This window comes from Acinetobacter lactucae (assembly GCF_001605885.1).
GTDB classification, from domain to species: domain Bacteria; phylum Pseudomonadota; class Gammaproteobacteria; order Pseudomonadales; family Moraxellaceae; genus Acinetobacter; species Acinetobacter lactucae.
Genome location: NZ_LRPE01000004.1, coordinates 15,518 through 31,301, shown reverse-complemented (window position 1 = coordinate 31,301; position 15,784 = coordinate 15,518). Strand labels below are relative to the sequence as shown.

The following is a 15,784-nucleotide window of genomic DNA, read 5'->3' as shown; positions in this document are numbered from 1 at the left end:
GGTGGCAATATGGAACTTAAACGAGTTAATCAAGAATTTTATGTTGCTGGCCAGATTACTGCTGATGATGTCGCAAAAATTGCAGACCAAGGAATAAAAACTCTGATATGTAACCGTCCAGACGGAGAAGGTGCAGACCAACCTAATGTGATTGAAATTGAAGAAGCAGCTCAGCGACATGGTCTAAACGTAATTTATCAACCTGTTACCAGTGGCAAAATTACTGACCAACAAGTTACCGAGTTTAAGCAGCTTTATCAGAATGCTCAGAAGCCCGTTTTAGCGTATTGCCGTTCTGGTATGCGTGCAATCAGTTTATGGGCTTTGGGCGAAGTTGCTCCATCAGATGCAGCACTGTTAGTTGAAGCTGGTAACAAACTTGGCTTTAACTTAAAAGGCTTGGTGCCACGTATTTTAAAACGTGACCACGAACCAGCGACAATTCCTTGTTATAGCGTTGTGATTGTGGGCGCTGGAGCAGCAGGAATTTCTGTAGCATCAAGCTTACTGTCTCGTGAACCTCATTTAGATATTATCATTATTGATCCGGCCGATACTCATTATTATCAACCGGGCTGGACCATGGTTGGGGCTGGTATTTTTAAACCCCAAGTAACCGCACGCTCAATGGCAAGCGTGATTCCTTCAAAAGTGAAATGGATGAAAGCTGCCGTTGCTGGATTCGACCCTGAGCACAATCAGGTTATTTTGGAAGGATGCCAACCCATTCAATATAAAGCATTGGTCGTGTGTCCCGGTTTAAAACTCAATTGGCATGGCATTGAAGGTTTAGTTGAAACCTTAGGTAAAAATGGGGTGACGTCTAACTATCGTTATGATTTAGCGCCGTATACATGGGAACTGGTGCAAGAGCTAAACGGTGGGAAGGCTGTCTTTACTCAGCCGCCTATGCCGATTAAATGTGCTGGTGCTCCACAAAAAGCAATGTACCTTTCAGCTGACTACTGGTTAAAGCAAGGCAAACTTAAAGATATCTTTATCCACTTTTATAACTCAGGCGGTGTTTTATTTGGTGTGAAGAAATATGTACCTGCACTAATGCAATATGTCGAAAAATATGGTTCTGAACTGCACTTTAACCATCAGCTTGTCAAAGTAGATGGGCCTGCAAAAAAAGCATGGTTTAAGGTAGTGAACGATGAAAATGCAGCATTGGTCGAGACTGATTTCGATATGTTGCATGTTGTTCCACCGCAACAAGCGCCTGATTTTATTCGTGCAAGTACTCTTACTGATGAAGCCGGCTGGGTGAGTGTGAATCCTCAAACCTTAAAACACACACAACATGCCAATATTTTCGCTTTAGGTGATGTGATGAATGCGCCTAATGCCAAAACTGCTGCTGCGGCACGAGCACAAGCACCCATCGTTGCTGTGAATGTTATAGCCCAGCTCAAGGGTGAACAAAACTTCTTTGAATACAACGGCTATGGCTCATGTCCGCTCACGGTAGAGCGTGGAAAAATCGTTCTCGCAGAATTTGGTTATGGTGGCAAATTACTTCCTAGTTTTCCGAAATGGGTAATCGATGGGCAAAAACCATCACGTTTAGCATGGTTGCTTAAAGAACAGATTTTACCGCCAATTTACTGGCAAGGCATGCTCAAAGGCCGCGAATGGATGGTCAAACCTGAGCGAGGATAAGTAAAGATTAATAATCTTTACCCGAGCGCAAGACGAGAGCTGTGCTCGAGTTAAGAGGGTAAACAAAGCAACGCTTTGTCCTGAGAAGCGGTTGAAGCTTCGCAAGAAGGCGAGAGCTGTGCTCGAGTTAAGAGGGTAAACAAAGCAACGCTTTGTCCTGAGAAGCGGTTAAAGCTTCGCAAGAAGGCGAGATCTACTCACTCATTAACCAGCAGTCTACTGCAAATGATGTATATGCAATTTTAGGCTTTTGATATGTTATTACTTGTCGTTGAAGGCATCGTGATTGGCTTCTTACTTGGTCTTACTGGTGCAGGTGGGGGTATTCTTGCTGTACCTGCGCTCATGACCAGTCAAGGCTGGAGTGTGGCGCAAGCTGCGCCGATTGGGTTATTGGCAGTTGCGCTATCTACACTCATTGGCACCATTGAAGGCTTATTTAAAAAGATTGTTCGCTATCGTGCTGCGATCTGGATTGCCCTAATTGGTGCTCCTATGGCACATATTGGCATTTTAATAGCCAACACGATTTCACCTGTCTGGCTCATGTTAATGTTTAGCTTGGTCATGTTTACTGTGGGTTATCGACTTATTAGTAATAGAGTTTCAGATTTTCATAACCCGCCGTGTCAGGTCAACCCAAGTACGGGACGCTTTATCTGGAATTTTAAAACAGGTAGCGTTCTTGCAAGTATAGGAATTATTGCTGGGCTTTTAACTGGTATGCTCGGTGTTGGTGGCGGCTTTGTAATTGTGCCGGCGCTTAGAAAAGTCACAAATTTGGATATGCATAGCATTGTTGCAACATCACTTATGATTATTTTTCTCATTAGTGGCATGAGTATTGTGATGCATATTGCAGGGGGTTTCCATTATCCTGTAGCCATTACCAGTGCGTTTTCGCTCGCATGTGCATTCGGTATGCTATTAGGACGCAGAGCTATTCGTTTTATTCCGTCTGCAATCGTGCAAAAAGTCTTTGCTTTAATGGTTTTTGCTGTCGCAATTTATATGGTCATTAAGATTGTTAATCTAACAAATATCTGAGCAATATAGTATTTTAACCTTCTCTATAAATAGTAATTTTCCAAAGATGAGATGTTAAAATTATCTTTGGAAATTTGATTTAAACCATATAAATTTTTGAGAAAGCGATATGAAGCGAATTAACGTGGCAATTTGTGGTTTTGGACGGATTGGGCAACAAATTGAAGAGCTTCTTTTAAATCGATCGACATACTATAAACAAAAATATCAAATTGATGCCCGTTTAGTGGGTGTCTGCAACTCATCATCAGGTCTAATTGATCAAGAAGGCTTACAAGCTACAAAGTGGCTAGATAAAACACAATATCAAGTAGGCTTAACTGAGCAAAAGTTTTTAGAACAGATTCAAGCAGATGTCATTATTGAGACTGGCCCAAGTGATTATGTTACCGGTGGAAAAGGCCTATTTTATTTAAATTATGCTTTAACACATAACATGAATGCGATTGCGGTATCTAAAGGTGCGTTAGTCGTAGATGGTAAAAAATTAATTAACTTGGCACATCAGCACAATAAAAAACTATTTTTTAGTGGTGCGACGGCTGCGGCTTTACCAACTGTTGATTTATTTGAATATAACTTAGCTGGCTGTCAAATTTTAGAAATAGAAGGTGTGTTTACGGGCACCACAAATTTTATTTTAAATGATATGTTGCAAAATGAATGTACATTTGCAGAATCTCTTGAAAAAGCACAAGCAAAAGGTATTGCCGAACCTAATAGCTCTTTCGATGTAGATGGATGGGATACCGCTGCTAAAATTACTATACTGGCAAATACTGTTTTAGGAGCTGATGTAAAAATTCAGGATATTCCAAAACAAGGAATCAGTCATGTTACAGCCGATCATATACGTGATTGGAAAAAAGAAAATCTAATTCCTCGTTTGGTGGGTTTTATTCATAATAAAAATCAGCAAATTCAAATAGGTGTTGAATTAAGATTAGTTCCGCCAAATCATTCTTTTGCTCATCTGCAAGGTTCTAATAAATGCATTCGGGTGTTAACGCAAGAAATGGGTGAACTTGTTGTAAGTGGAGGGGCTTCTGCGCCTTTAGCTACGGCAGCTGCTGCTTTAAAAGATTTGGAGTTGATGCTAAAAACGGGCTGCTAAAATTAATTATGATTTATAAAAAAAAGCAGGCTTTTAAGCCTGCTTCTCACAATTTTTTTGACTATTAAATAACTTCTTTCCAATTTCAAACTTACTAAACATTAAGTAGTTGCCAAGTAAGATTAATAAAATTCCAAATACAGCATTTAAGGTCCACTCATATCCTTCAAAAAAGGTAGAAACAGTTAGAGCCACTAAAGGGAAGAGCAACGTGCTATATGCTGCTTTTGAAGCACCAATTCGCCCAACTAAAGAAAAATAAGCAGAGAACCCAATAACTGTGCCAAATACAGCCAAGTAAAGTACCGAACTTAAAAATGGGAAATTCATTGGAGGCATTAAATTTTGACCAGTAAATAAAGCTAAACTTAACATCACCAGTGCACCATATGTCATGGCATAACAGTTCGTTGAAAAGATATTTAGACCACGTTTTTGATGTCTAACACTGATCATATTCCCTAAAGAAAAACCGTAAGTGCCTACAGCACATAGCCCAATACCTAATAATAACTGAGCATTAAACTGGCTATTTATGAGGTCATGCCAAAATAGTAAAACGATGCCACCTAAACCTAAAAGTGCAGCTGGACCAAAATTTGGTGAAGGTTTTTGCTTAAAAAAGATAAGGGCATTAATGGCATTAAAGAAAACAGCCATCGAAAAGATGACAGACTCTAAACCGCTGTTTACATATTTAACTGCGGTATAAAAGCAAATAAAGTTTAGGCCGAAAACACATAGACCTTGTAGCATACAAAATAAATGGTCTTTTAATGCAATTCGTTGTAATTTTCCTGAAAATAGTAAAACAACCCAAAGTAATAAGGCTGAAATGGCAAAACGCCATAAAATTGCGACGACAGGTGTTGCATAATGGCTCTGAACGGCAATTCCAATCCATGTTGTTCCCCAAATCAACACCACCGCAACATAGAGTAAAATATTCATAAGTTCATCCTCGATTACCAAGCTTAAGTATCTAGGAATGCTTCATTTTTCACGTATATATTCTTGTGTTCTACATGCAAGATCTTGCGTTTTTTATAGAACTAAACTAGCTCAATTTTGCTGAATATGGTTAACTTAAGCTCAATGAGATTCGTTTTAATTTTGCATGGCCTATCAAACTTTAGAACAGCTACAGCAATCTAAAGCCAAGCTTCACGAAACGGTGGTGCTTGATGAAAATATGCAACTTGCATTTTGGTCTAATCAGCAAGATCGTGTAAGTGTCTGTAGCGATCACCACACTTTAAGTCTGTATATTCAAGATGGCTATGAAAGCTATCAAAAAACACCTGCGGGCTGGAAAAATGGCGGTGGGCCGGGTCGTTTTTGCTTATTGCCTGAACATCAGGAGTCGACTTGGGATATACGAGGTGGGCTTAAATTTGTCCACTTGTATTATACCGATCAACATTTGCGTGATGTTGCTGAAAAAATATGGGACAAAGAACCCAATCAAATTGAATTGAATGAAGTCGTTTTTAATGATGATGAAAGGATCCGAGCGCTTTATCAGTTCTTCTTACTAGATTGTGATTGGAAAGATTCAGCAAACCATTTACAGATGAGTATCACTGCCAGCTTATTGCTGAATCATTTAATTCGAAGATATAGCAACGTGAAGTGGCAACAACCTGTCATTAAAGGTGGGTTGGCGCCTCATAAACTCAAATATATTCAAGACTGGATTGAAGGGCATTTAGATCAAGCACTCACTTTGTCTGATTTAGCAAATGTTGTGAATTTAAGCGAATATCATTTTGCTCATATGTTTAAACAATCCATGAATATGGCGCCTCACCAATATGTCATGCAAAGACGCTTAACCAAGGCAAAAGGTTTAATTCAATCATCTCAGCTTTCTTTACAAGATATTGCCCTAGTATGTGGGTTTAGTTCAGCGAGCCATTTAAGTCATCGCTTTAAACAGTTTTATGGCATGAGTCCTTCGCAGTTACGTTAAGTATCTAATGTAATTGGTTTCTCCTGAGCTGCATCAAATGCTGCTCTTGCCGCATCAATATCTGCAATATGCTGCTGCGCCCATTGGCCTAAAGCAATTACAGGTTCTGTAAGTGAATGGCCCAGTGGTGTTAATTCATATTCAACATGCGGTGGAACTACAGGATAAACAGTACGTTTAACTAATCCATCTCTTTCTAAACCGCGCAAACATAAGGTAAGCATACGCTGCGATATTCCATTGATACTTCTTTTAATTTCAGAAAAGCGATGAGAACGTGATGCAAGTGTCATTACAATGAGTATACTCCATTTCTCACCAACTCTAGCCAATACTTGACTGACTCTTTGACAATCTGAACTTTGGATATCGTGAGGTATGGTTACAGTCATATTACTTGGTTCCCTAAATGTGCCTTCTTGTGCATAAGAATAATAGTAGTAACATAATTAGTTCAAGTAACAATTTTATACTGTAGGTATAAACGATGAAACTACTTCAAATTGACACAAGTATTTTAGGTGAGCAGTCTGTTAGCCGCCAACTCACCTCATCTGTTATTCGTCAGCTCAGCACAGCTTATCCAGATGCAGAAATTATTCATCACGATTTTGCTTTAGAGCCAATTCCTCATTTGTCTGATGCTGAGTTTTTAGCATGGCAAGGTGTTGAACCTAATAATGAAACAGCGCAACAACGTGTTGCAAGAAACACCCAATATTTGGATGAGTTCTTATCGTCAGATATCGTTGTAATTGGCGCACCTATGTATAACTTTAGCTTCCCATCACAGTTAAAAGCGTGGCTTGACCGACTATCTGTTGCTGGAAAAACATTCCGTTATACGGAAAATGGTCCTCAAGGTTTAGTAGAGGGGAAACGTGTCATTATTGCTTCTTCGCGTGGTGGTGTGTATTCAGAAGGTTCACCAGCTGAAGCTTTAGACTATCAAGAAACTTATATCAAAGCGTTTTTCAATTTTATTGGGGTGACTGATATCACTTTTGTGCGTGCGGAAGGGATCGCTTTCGGACCAGAAGCACGTCAAGCTGCCTTAGATAATGCAGCAGCGCAAATTGCCCAGTTAGCGGGTTAAAAATATAAATAGCCGAACAGAAAGGAACTGTTCGGCCTTATTGAGATTATGATTTTGAAAAATCAATTCAATCAGTAAATAACTAGAAGAAAGTGACTGCGAGCCCAACCAGTGCCGAAGCAAAAATGACATATAACACGTTAACATTAAAGCGGAACAATGCAATAAATGCACCCAGAGTAATGAAGGCTGCTGCAACATCAAAGTGTCCTGAAAAGCCCTGTGGCCATAGCACGTGATAACTAAAAAATAATGCTAGATTTAAAATGACACCAACCACAGCAGCGGTAATTGCAGTCAGTGGTGCGGTAAACTTAATTTCATTATGAGTAGATTCAATAATCGGTGCACCAGCAAAAATAAAGACAAATGAAAAAAGGAAGGTAAACCAAGTGACAATGACAGCTCCTAGTGCTCCGGCAAAAAATAGATACTCAGAACCAAGTAATGAATGATTGACACCTCCTAAAAAACCAACAAAGGCCACAACCATAATTAAAGGTCCTGGTGTAGTTTCACCTAAAGCCAAACCATCAATCATTTGGGTAGGTGAAAGCCATCCAAAATGATTTACAGCTCCTTGATAGACATAAGGTAAAACTGCATAAGCACCTCCAAAAGTGAGAAGCGCAGCTTTAGTAAAAAACCATGCCATTTGAGTATAAGCATGATGCCATCCAAAATATGCACCCAAAGCTAAAATTGGCAATAACCATAAAACGATTGCCACAAAAATAAGTTTAGCTAATCGCAACCAATGAAATTTAGCGTGTTCTGGTGTTGGAGTCTCATCATCAATAAATGCCGGGCCATAATCTTTTTGACTGGTTTTATGCCCAACTGGTGAGGAAAATAGTTCTGGGTACTTTTTACTCGCTAAATAGCCAGCAATACCAGCTGATAAAACAATAAGCGGGAAAGGAAGCTTTAAGACAAAAATGGCAAAAAACGCAGCAATTGCGACTAACCATAAAAATTTATTTTTAAGTGAACGGCTACCAATACGGTAAGTTGCATGAAAGACAATTGCGGTAACGGCAGGCTTAATCCCATAGAAAATACCTGCGATAGCAGGCACATCTCCAAATTTTATATAAACCCAAGACAGCGCAATTAAAATAAATAAGGATGGCAATACAAATAGAATACCTGCAACTAATCCTCCAACAGTTCTATGCATAAGCCAACCAATGTAAGTTGCTAGCTGCTGTGCTTCAGGACCGGGTAACAACATGCAATAGTTAAGTGCGTGCAAAAATCTTTTTTCGGATATCCAGCGTTTTTGCTCAACCAGTTCCTGATGCATCACAGCGATTTGTCCAGCTGGCCCCCCAAAACTAATAAAGCCAAGCTTGAGCCAAAATAAAAAGGCTTGCCAGAAGGTGACTTGTTCCACTGAATCATCAGGGGTATTTTGTTGTTTTTGTTGCATATTATCCCCTAAAAAATAATATTAATTTCTGCATTTATGGTATGACGGAGTATGTTTTATAGCATAACAAACACAAATGTATTTTTTATGATAATGATTAATTTTTTATAGATAACTACCTATTAAGCTGATGATATTAATTGAAATTATTTTTTTAACTAAAGTTATCGCTTTAAATTATTTCCAAAGCTGAAACATTTTAAACATTATTTGCTCAAGTTGTTATAACAGGTTGTGAGCCGTGAGCCAGCTATCCCAAGATCCCAGAAATCATAAACCTCTTTACGATCAGTTAAGGGAACTCATCCTGAACAAAATTGTAAATGGTGAATATGCCGTGCTGAGTCAAATTCCCTCTGAAAACGAGTTTGCTGAACAGTTTGGTGTAAGCCGAATCACAGTTCGCCAAGCACTCAACCAATTACAGTTGGAAGGCTATATTTTTAAGGTGCCCGGTAAAGGGACTTTTGTAAGTAAGCCAAAAACGTTCCAGAACATTTCAAGTTTGCAAGGTTTTGCAGAAGCAATGTCATCTGCGGGTCACGAAATTTTAAACCGTGTCATCTCGGCCGAGCTTAAGCAAATCCCGATGCACGTTGTACCGAAGTTAAAGTTACCTGTTAAAGCGAGTGTGTATGAAATTCAACGTGTTCGTTTGCTAAACCGTCAGCCTGTGTCTTATGAGTTGACTTATTTGCCAGAACATATTGGGTTGAAACTCAAAGAGAAAGCGATTGATTTACGCACAACAGATATTTTCAAGGCATTAGAACAAGAGTGCGAAATTCCTTTGGGACATGCGGATTTAAGCATTGATGCCACGGTGGCGGATGAAGAATTAGCGGATTTGCTGCAAGTCGAAATCGGAACTCCGGTATTACGGGTTGAGCGTTTGACTCATGACGCAAATGGCCAACCGATTGACTATGAATATCTCTATTTTTCGGGCGATACATTCCAGTACCGTTTACGTATTCATCGTTAATAACTCAGATAAAAATAAGGATTTTACAATGGAAACTAAATATCTTGAGTTCGATATTGTGGTGATTGGTGGTGGAACTGCTGGACCAATGGCTGCGATTAAAGCAAAACATGAAAACCCGAATTTAAAAGTCTTGCTCATTGAAAAAGCGAATGTAAAACGCAGTGGGGCGATTTCAATGGGAATGGACGGTCTGAATAATGCCATTATTCCGGGCTACGCAACACCTGAGCAATACACCAAAGAAATTACCATGGCCAATGATGGAGTGGTTAATCAAACCACTGTATATGCATATGCAAAGCATAGTTTCAAAACCATTCAACAGCTCGATCAATGGGGCATTAAGTTTGAAAAAGATGAGACTGGCGAATTTGCAGTAAAAAAAGTACATCACATGGGGGCATATGTATTACCAATGCCCGAAGGCCATGACGTTAAAAAAGTTTTATATCGTCAGTTAAAGCGTGCTCAAGTCAAAATTAATAATCGGATTGTCACCACAAAGCTTTTAAAAAATGAGCAAGGTGCAATCAATGGAGTACTTGGTTTTGACTGTCGTAGTGGTGATTTCTATGTCATTAAAACGAAAGCTGCCATTTTATGTTGTGGTGCCGCAGGGCGTTTAGGTTTGCCAGCTTCAGGCTACTTAATGGGTACTTATGAAAACCCAACCAATGCAGGTGACGGCTATGCAATGGCATACCATGCAGGTGCAGAGCTTGCCAATTTAGAATGCTTCCAGATTAATCCACTGATTAAAGACTATAACGGACCGGCTTGTGCGTATGTGACTGGTCCTTTAGGAGGATATACTGCCAATAGTAAAGGTGAACGTTTCATTGAATGTGACTACTGGAGTGGTCAAATGATGTGGGAGTTTTACCAAGAACTGGAAAGTGGTAATGGTCCTGTTTATTTAAAAGTAGATCATTTGGCTGAAGAAACGATTCAGACTATTGAAGAAATATTGCATACCAATGAGCGCCCAAGCCGTGGACGTTTTCATGAAGGCCGAGGAACTAATTATCGTCAAGATATGGTGGAAATGCATATTTCAGAAATTGGTTTCTGTAGCGGACACAGTGCTTCTGGCGTATGGGTCAATGAAAAAGCCGAAACTTCAGTTAAAGGCTTATACAGCGCTGGCGATATGGCGGCTGTACCTCATAACTATATGCTTGGTGCATTTACCTATGGTTGGTTTGCAGGTGTAAATGCCGCCCAATACGTGATTGCAGTTGAAGATAGCGAATTAAACCAAAGCGAAATAGAAGCAGAAAAAGCACGAATATTTGCGCCACTGGATTGTTCTGAAGGTTTACCTGCCGAACAAGTGGAATATAAGCTGCGCCGTTTTGTAAATGACTATTTGCAACCGCCTAAAACTCGCCAAAAAATGGAAATTGGGCTCAAGCGTTTTGAAGAAATCAAACAGGATATTAAGCGAATCTCTGCAAGAAACCCGCATGAGCTGATGCGTGCTGCTGAAGTTTCTTTTATTCGAGACTGTGCTGAAATGGCAGCTAGAGCTTCACTGTTTAGAGAAGAAAGCCGCTGGGGACTGTACCACTATAGAGCAGATTTCCCTCAAAAAAATAACTCGGATTGGTTCTGTCACGCGCATTTGAAAAAAGATGAATACGGCAACATGGTCAGTTTCAAAAAGCCAATCGAGCCTTATGTTGTGCCGATTAATCAAGATGAAGCTGTGTCGTATGACCGTTTACGTATTCAAAAAGATGTTGCTCTAGCAGACTAAATAAATCAGGAACTCAAATCATGGCTTTTATTTTTAAAGAAGTACAGCACCGTACTGTCGCACCCGTCATTATTGATGAAGATAAATGTATTGCTGATAAAGGATGCACAGTCTGTGTAGATGTTTGTCCAATGGATTTATTGGCTATCGATCCAACAACTCAAAAAGCCTATATGCAATTTGATGAATGTTGGTACTGCATGCCTTGTGAAAAAGACTGCCCAACAGATGCAGTTAAAGTAAATATCCCATACCTACTCAAATAATTAATTTGGAATACTCAACATGAGACAAAATAAATTGATCAATAAAAAACTATTACTCAGTAGCTTAATTGGTGCCATTGTACTTAGCACTTTGGGATGCGGCGGTAAAACAGAAACTGTTCGTGTAGCGATTGGCACGCAAGACACCACCATTAACTGTGCAACAGGTGGGTTGCTAGTTCGTGAATTGAATTTATTACCAAAATATTTACCCAAAGATGGTAAATACAAGAATGTTAAATATGACATTCAATGGAAAAACTTTACCTCTGGTGCACCACTTACCAGTGAGATGGTAGCTGGGCGTCTAGATTTGGGAGCAATGGCTGACTTTCCTGCGGTTAATAATTTAGCGGCATTTAAAAAAGCTGGAAAAGAAAGCATATTTTTAGCGCCATTGTCAGGCAGTATTAATGGTAGTGGTAATGCGATTGTTGTTCCAATTGACTCAAAAGTAACTTCACTCAAAGAACTAAAAGGACAAACCATTTCTGTACCTTTTGCTTCAACTGCTCATGGACTTTTGCTGCGTGCGATTCAAGCTGAAGGTTGGCAACTTGATAAAGATATTAAAGTGATTGCTCAGGCGCCAGAAGTGGCAGGGCCTGCATTAAAAAGTCATAAGATTGCTGCACATGCTGACTTCGTACCATTTGGAGAGTTATTTGCTTATCAAGGTTTTGCTAAAAAAATCTATGATGGTTCACAAGCAAAATCACCGACATTTCATGGTTCACTTGCCAGCAAGGATTATGCACAGCAGCATCCAGAAGTCATAAAAGCTTATTTACAGGCAACTATTGAAGCGAATCGCCTGATTCGAGAGCAACCTGAAAAATATAGTGAATTTATTGCTGAAAAAACAGGTATTCCTGCTGAAGTGGTCTATCTGTTTCATGGTCCACTCGGCCTGCAAACTCGTGACTTAACATGGAAACCTGAATATCGAAAAGCGACTCAAATTGCGATAGATACCTTAAAAGTTTTAGGCAAAAACGATGGTACGCTTGATGTAAATAAATTTATTGATGACCAATATATTAAGGATGCATTTCAGGCATCTGGACTTAATTACAGCCAGCAACTTGCTGACTATGCAAAATCACCTTTGGTTGCCAATGACGCATTAACGGGCCAACCCATCAAAACATTTGATCGGGTGACTCAAATTTGGGTAAAGGGTGAAGAAAAAGTGCGTAGCTATGAAACGCCTGAGCACGCTTTTTCTGATTTAAAGAAAATACAAGCCGATGGAAAAATGGTGCGTGTGGTTTATAGCCAAGATCATCAGTCCGACATTAAGTTACTTGCCAATCTGGCATGGTATGCCACAGACAAAGCAGGACAAATTCAGGCCTTTTTATTAAAAGATGATGCTGAAAAATGGGCTAAACAACAAGGCGGAAAAGTATATGACTTTAAAGCTATTCAGCTTGTAACACAGAGCTGATGTGTTGACTTACCTAATGAACAGGAGGTGACAAATGAGTAGTTTAGCCCAGACAAAACTTAATAACCAAAGTACATTTTTGACTAAATTTTTTCAGCAGTTGAGATCATATTCAGCGCATTTAAAAAGCTATGTCATTGCTTTTACATCAATAGCTTTTTGGATCGTAATTTGGCAAGGACTTGCTCAGTTTAAAATAAATTTAGGCCTTGTGAACTTTAGTAATGTCCCGACACCTTTGGATGTCATTCATGCGCTATGGGATTTCTTTCAACTTAGCACTGCATTTAAACATGTTGAATCCAGTGTATTTCGAGTGGTGATTGGTTTTGTACTCGCGGCTTTAATTGGTGTAGGTATTGGTTTGTTGGTAGGACGTTATCAAAAACTGGCTGCCTTTCTCATGCCGCCATTAGAAGTATTACGGCCAATACCAGCAGTTGCATGGATTCCTTTAGCAATTCTGATTTTTCCATCATCAGAAGCCTCTATGATTTTTATTACCTTTATTGGGGCTCTATTTCCAATTTTATTAAACACGGTACATGGCGTTGGTGCAGTTGACCCAAGGCTCGTTGCATCAGCGAAAAGCTTAGGTGCTTCTGATCTGGCTATCATTTATGAAGTCATTATTCCGGGTGCATTACCGAACATTATTACTGGTTTATCTATTGGAATGGGCACTTGTTGGTTCTGTTTAGTGACTGCCGAAATGATTTCGGGCCAACACGGAATTGGATACTTCACATGGGAATCTTTCACCTTGCAAAACTATAGCAATATTGTGGTTGGCATGGTGCTAATAGGAGCCTTGGGTATGTTTAGCAGTACTTTAGTGCGCGTGATTGGAAACCGATTTACACCATGGTATCAACTGAGGAAGTCTTAAAATGTCAATTACACAAGGCCATGTGCGTATTCAAAATCTATCGCTACATTTAGGGCAAGCTAAAAATCGTTTTCAGGCATTAGATCGAGTTAATTTTGAAATACAACCAGGCGAATTTATATGTCTACTTGGCCCGTCGGGTTGTGGTAAATCAACATTATTAGGTGCTTTGGCAGGGCATTTACCGATTAGTTCTGGGTCTTTAACTGTCGATAATGAATCGATATTTGAACCACATCCAGATAGAGGTTTGGTGTTTCAGCAACATACCTTATTTCCATGGAAAAGCGTGCTTGAAAATATTGCCTTTGGTTTAAAAATGAAAGGCATTGCTAAACAAAAGCGTATTGAACAAGCTCAGAAAATGATTGATCTGATCGGACTTAAAGGCTTTGAACATAAATTTCCAGCCGAACTTTCTGGTGGCATGCAGCAACGAGTTGAAATTGCGAGAGTATTGATTAATCAACCTCGGATTTTATTAATGGATGAGCCTTTTGGTGCCTTAGATGCCCAAACTCGTTTAAAAATGCAAATGCTATTACTCGAAATTTGGCAAGAAATCCAAACGTCGGTTTTATTTATTACCCACGATATTGATGAGGCACTTTTTTTGGCCGATCGAGTGTTGATTATGAGCCATCGGCCAGGGCGAATTATTGAAGAAATTCCGCTTAAGTTTGAACGTCCAAGAGATGTTGAGCTTGTAACGAGTAGTGAATTTACTGCCATTAAAAAACATTGCATCCAGACTTTAAAAGAAGCCACTCAGCAAAAAGAATTAAGCCGTTTAAATCCATTAGGGCTTGGAAAGAAATCACAAATCAAGGAATACGAATGAGTTTTTATTATCAAGCTTTAGACGACCTCAATGAATATAATCAGGAATTTCTTGCACAGCTCAATGACCCAGATGAAAAGATTCGTTTTGTCGCTTTAATGAATATTGGTGATGAAGAAAATCCGGATTTACTTCCTTGGTTGCATGCAGCACTACAACACGACTCTTCAGCTTTAGTTCGCGAAGAGGCGGCAAAAAAACTAGAAAGTTGGGAAGATCCAACTAGCTTGCAAGTATTGGCCCAAGCCTTATTTGATACTGATCTGAATGTAAAACAAGCTGCCAGCCAAAGCTTAAGTGAAGTGAAAAATGCAGCATCCGCCCAGATCCTTGCACCTTATTTAAAGCATACGGATACTTTCGCTCTTAGTGCAATTTTACGTGCTTTGAAACCTTTACGACCACAGCAATTATTCACAGAGATATCTGCTTTGGTACACCATGAAAATGCACTTGTGCGCCGTGAGGCAGTCAGTGCATTAAGTTGGTTACAACAAGACCAAGCGATTACAATATTGGCAAAAACAGCTGAAACAGATGTAGATGATGAGGTTCGCCGCATTGCAACAGGTGGTTTGGCTTATAGCCAGAACATATCAGCTGAGGTGATCCAAGCACTTCATCATTCTTTAACCTCGGAAAGTTGGCAATTAAGAGTCGAAGCTGCACTTACGATTGGAAAATTACATATCGTTCAGCTCGAAGCTCCTTTAATTCATGCTTTAGCAGACTTATATTGGCAAGTACGTATTGCGGCGGTACGAAGCTTAGGACTACTTAAATCGCATCTGGCAGTCGCTCATTTATCTGATAACTTTAAGCATGAAATTAGCAATTTACGTAAAGAAGTCGCTTTAGCACTAGGTGAAATTGGTACAGCAGAAGCTCAGAACCTATTAGAACAACACCAACATGACTCCGACCCGGAAGTACGAAAAGCGATTCGTATTGGATTAAATCAAATTGGTGAGGTGAAGTATGCAAATCAGACCTGATATCCGTGTCGACACTATAAATAAGCAGGTTCACTTTATATGGATCGATGGCTCAAGCGTATGTCTTAGTCATCAACATTTAAGGGAAATTTGCCCATGTGGCTTTTGTCGAGCGAAGCGAATTAAACAAATTAAAATAGAGCATCAAAATGTTGAAGTGACAGCTATGTTCGATCAAGGTTATGGTGCCCAAATTTGCTTTAATGATGGGCATGATAAAGGGATTTTCCCGTGGGCTTTTTTAAAAGAATTTGCTAAGAGATAAAAGAT

Annotated in this window: 16 protein-coding genes; 13 read left to right on the top strand and 3 right to left on the bottom strand. The window is 39.5% G+C overall.

The features are described from left to right. Positions 1-9: 9 nt before the first annotated feature. From AWW73_RS01325 to AWW73_RS01315, 3 genes are all read left to right on the top strand, one after another. Positions 10-1,665 (top strand): bifunctional protein tyrosine phosphatase family protein/NAD(P)/FAD-dependent oxidoreductase, encoded by a 1,656-nt coding sequence (locus AWW73_RS01325; protein ID WP_062848528.1) that lies wholly within the window; start codon positions 10-12, stop codon positions 1,663-1,665. Positions 1,666-1,920: 255 nt separating this feature from the next. Further along, positions 1,921-2,712, top strand: coding sequence for a sulfite exporter TauE/SafE family protein (locus AWW73_RS01320; protein WP_062848527.1), 792 nt, complete (start codon positions 1,921-1,923; stop codon positions 2,710-2,712). 109 nt (positions 2,713-2,821) lie between these two features. Then, positions 2,822-3,826, top strand: coding sequence for a homoserine dehydrogenase (locus tag AWW73_RS01315; RefSeq protein ID WP_062848526.1), 1,005 nt, complete (start codon positions 2,822-2,824; stop codon positions 3,824-3,826). 33 nt (positions 3,827-3,859) lie between these two features. Here AWW73_RS01315 and AWW73_RS01310 read toward each other — a convergent pair whose 3' ends face one another. Then, on the bottom strand, positions 3,860-4,777 hold the full coding sequence (locus AWW73_RS01310) for a DMT family transporter (protein ID WP_062848525.1): 918 nt from the start codon (positions 4,775-4,777) through the stop codon (positions 3,860-3,862). Between the two features lie 166 nt (positions 4,778-4,943). Between AWW73_RS01310 and AWW73_RS01305 the strand changes: the two genes are divergently transcribed. Continuing rightward, positions 4,944-5,798, top strand: coding sequence for a helix-turn-helix domain-containing protein (locus tag AWW73_RS01305; protein WP_031948262.1), 855 nt, complete (start codon positions 4,944-4,946; stop codon positions 5,796-5,798). On the opposite strand, the gene AWW73_RS18310 is transcribed toward AWW73_RS01305, so the two are convergent. Further along, entirely contained in the window at positions 5,795-6,190 is a 396-nt protein-coding gene (locus AWW73_RS18310) for a winged helix-turn-helix transcriptional regulator (protein WP_080612851.1), read from the bottom strand. The two genes, AWW73_RS01305 and AWW73_RS18310, sit on opposite strands and share 4 nt — an antisense overlap. A gap of 95 nt (positions 6,191-6,285) precedes the next feature. Here AWW73_RS18310 and AWW73_RS01295 point away from each other — a divergent pair, with 95 nt between their 5' ends. Further along, complete coding sequence (locus AWW73_RS01295; protein ID WP_000771649.1) at positions 6,286-6,894, top strand: FMN-dependent NADH-azoreductase; 609 nt, start codon at positions 6,286-6,288, stop codon at positions 6,892-6,894. A gap of 82 nt (positions 6,895-6,976) precedes the next feature. Here the strand turns inward: AWW73_RS01295 and chrA are convergent, their stop codons facing one another. Then, on the bottom strand, positions 6,977-8,326 hold the full coding sequence (gene chrA, locus AWW73_RS01290; RefSeq protein WP_062848524.1) for a chromate efflux transporter: 1,350 nt from the start codon (positions 8,324-8,326) through the stop codon (positions 6,977-6,979). Positions 8,327-8,567: 241 nt separating this feature from the next. Between chrA and AWW73_RS01285 the strand changes: the two genes are divergently transcribed. Genes AWW73_RS01285 through AWW73_RS01250 form a run of 8 tightly spaced genes read left to right on the top strand, consistent with a single transcriptional unit; the run spans position 8,568 to position 15,779 of the window. Next, complete coding sequence (locus AWW73_RS01285; protein ID WP_062848523.1) at positions 8,568-9,311, top strand: GntR family transcriptional regulator; 744 nt, start codon at positions 8,568-8,570, stop codon at positions 9,309-9,311. A 28-nt stretch (positions 9,312-9,339) separates the two neighbouring features. Further along, a complete protein-coding gene (locus tag AWW73_RS01280; RefSeq protein ID WP_062848522.1) occupies positions 9,340-11,073 on the top strand; it encodes a fumarate reductase/succinate dehydrogenase flavoprotein subunit in 1,734 nt (577 codons plus the stop codon). Positions 11,074-11,093: 20 nt separating this feature from the next. After that, positions 11,094-11,339 carry a 4Fe-4S dicluster domain-containing protein gene (locus AWW73_RS01275; RefSeq protein WP_000864074.1) on the top strand — a complete coding sequence of 82 codons (246 nt, stop codon included), beginning with the start codon at positions 11,094-11,096 and terminating at the stop codon, positions 11,337-11,339. A gap of 19 nt (positions 11,340-11,358) precedes the next feature. After that, positions 11,359-12,789 (top strand): ABC transporter substrate-binding protein, encoded by a 1,431-nt coding sequence (locus AWW73_RS01270; RefSeq protein WP_062848521.1) that lies wholly within the window; start codon positions 11,359-11,361, stop codon positions 12,787-12,789. Between the two features lie 34 nt (positions 12,790-12,823). Further along, entirely contained in the window at positions 12,824-13,678 is an 855-nt protein-coding gene (locus AWW73_RS01265) for an ABC transporter permease (protein ID WP_062848520.1), read from the top strand. 1 nt (position 13,679) lies between these two features. Continuing rightward, positions 13,680-14,519, top strand: coding sequence for an ABC transporter ATP-binding protein (locus AWW73_RS01260; RefSeq protein ID WP_031948269.1), 840 nt, complete (start codon positions 13,680-13,682; stop codon positions 14,517-14,519). Further along, a complete protein-coding gene (locus AWW73_RS01255; RefSeq protein ID WP_062848519.1) occupies positions 14,516-15,514 on the top strand; it encodes a HEAT repeat domain-containing protein in 999 nt (332 codons plus the stop codon). The genes AWW73_RS01260 and AWW73_RS01255 overlap by 4 nt, the downstream gene beginning before the upstream one ends. Beyond that, positions 15,498-15,779 (top strand): gamma-butyrobetaine hydroxylase-like domain-containing protein, encoded by a 282-nt coding sequence (locus AWW73_RS01250; protein ID WP_062848518.1) that lies wholly within the window; start codon positions 15,498-15,500, stop codon positions 15,777-15,779. The genes AWW73_RS01255 and AWW73_RS01250 overlap by 17 nt, the downstream gene beginning before the upstream one ends. Positions 15,780-15,784: the final 5 nt, after the last annotated feature.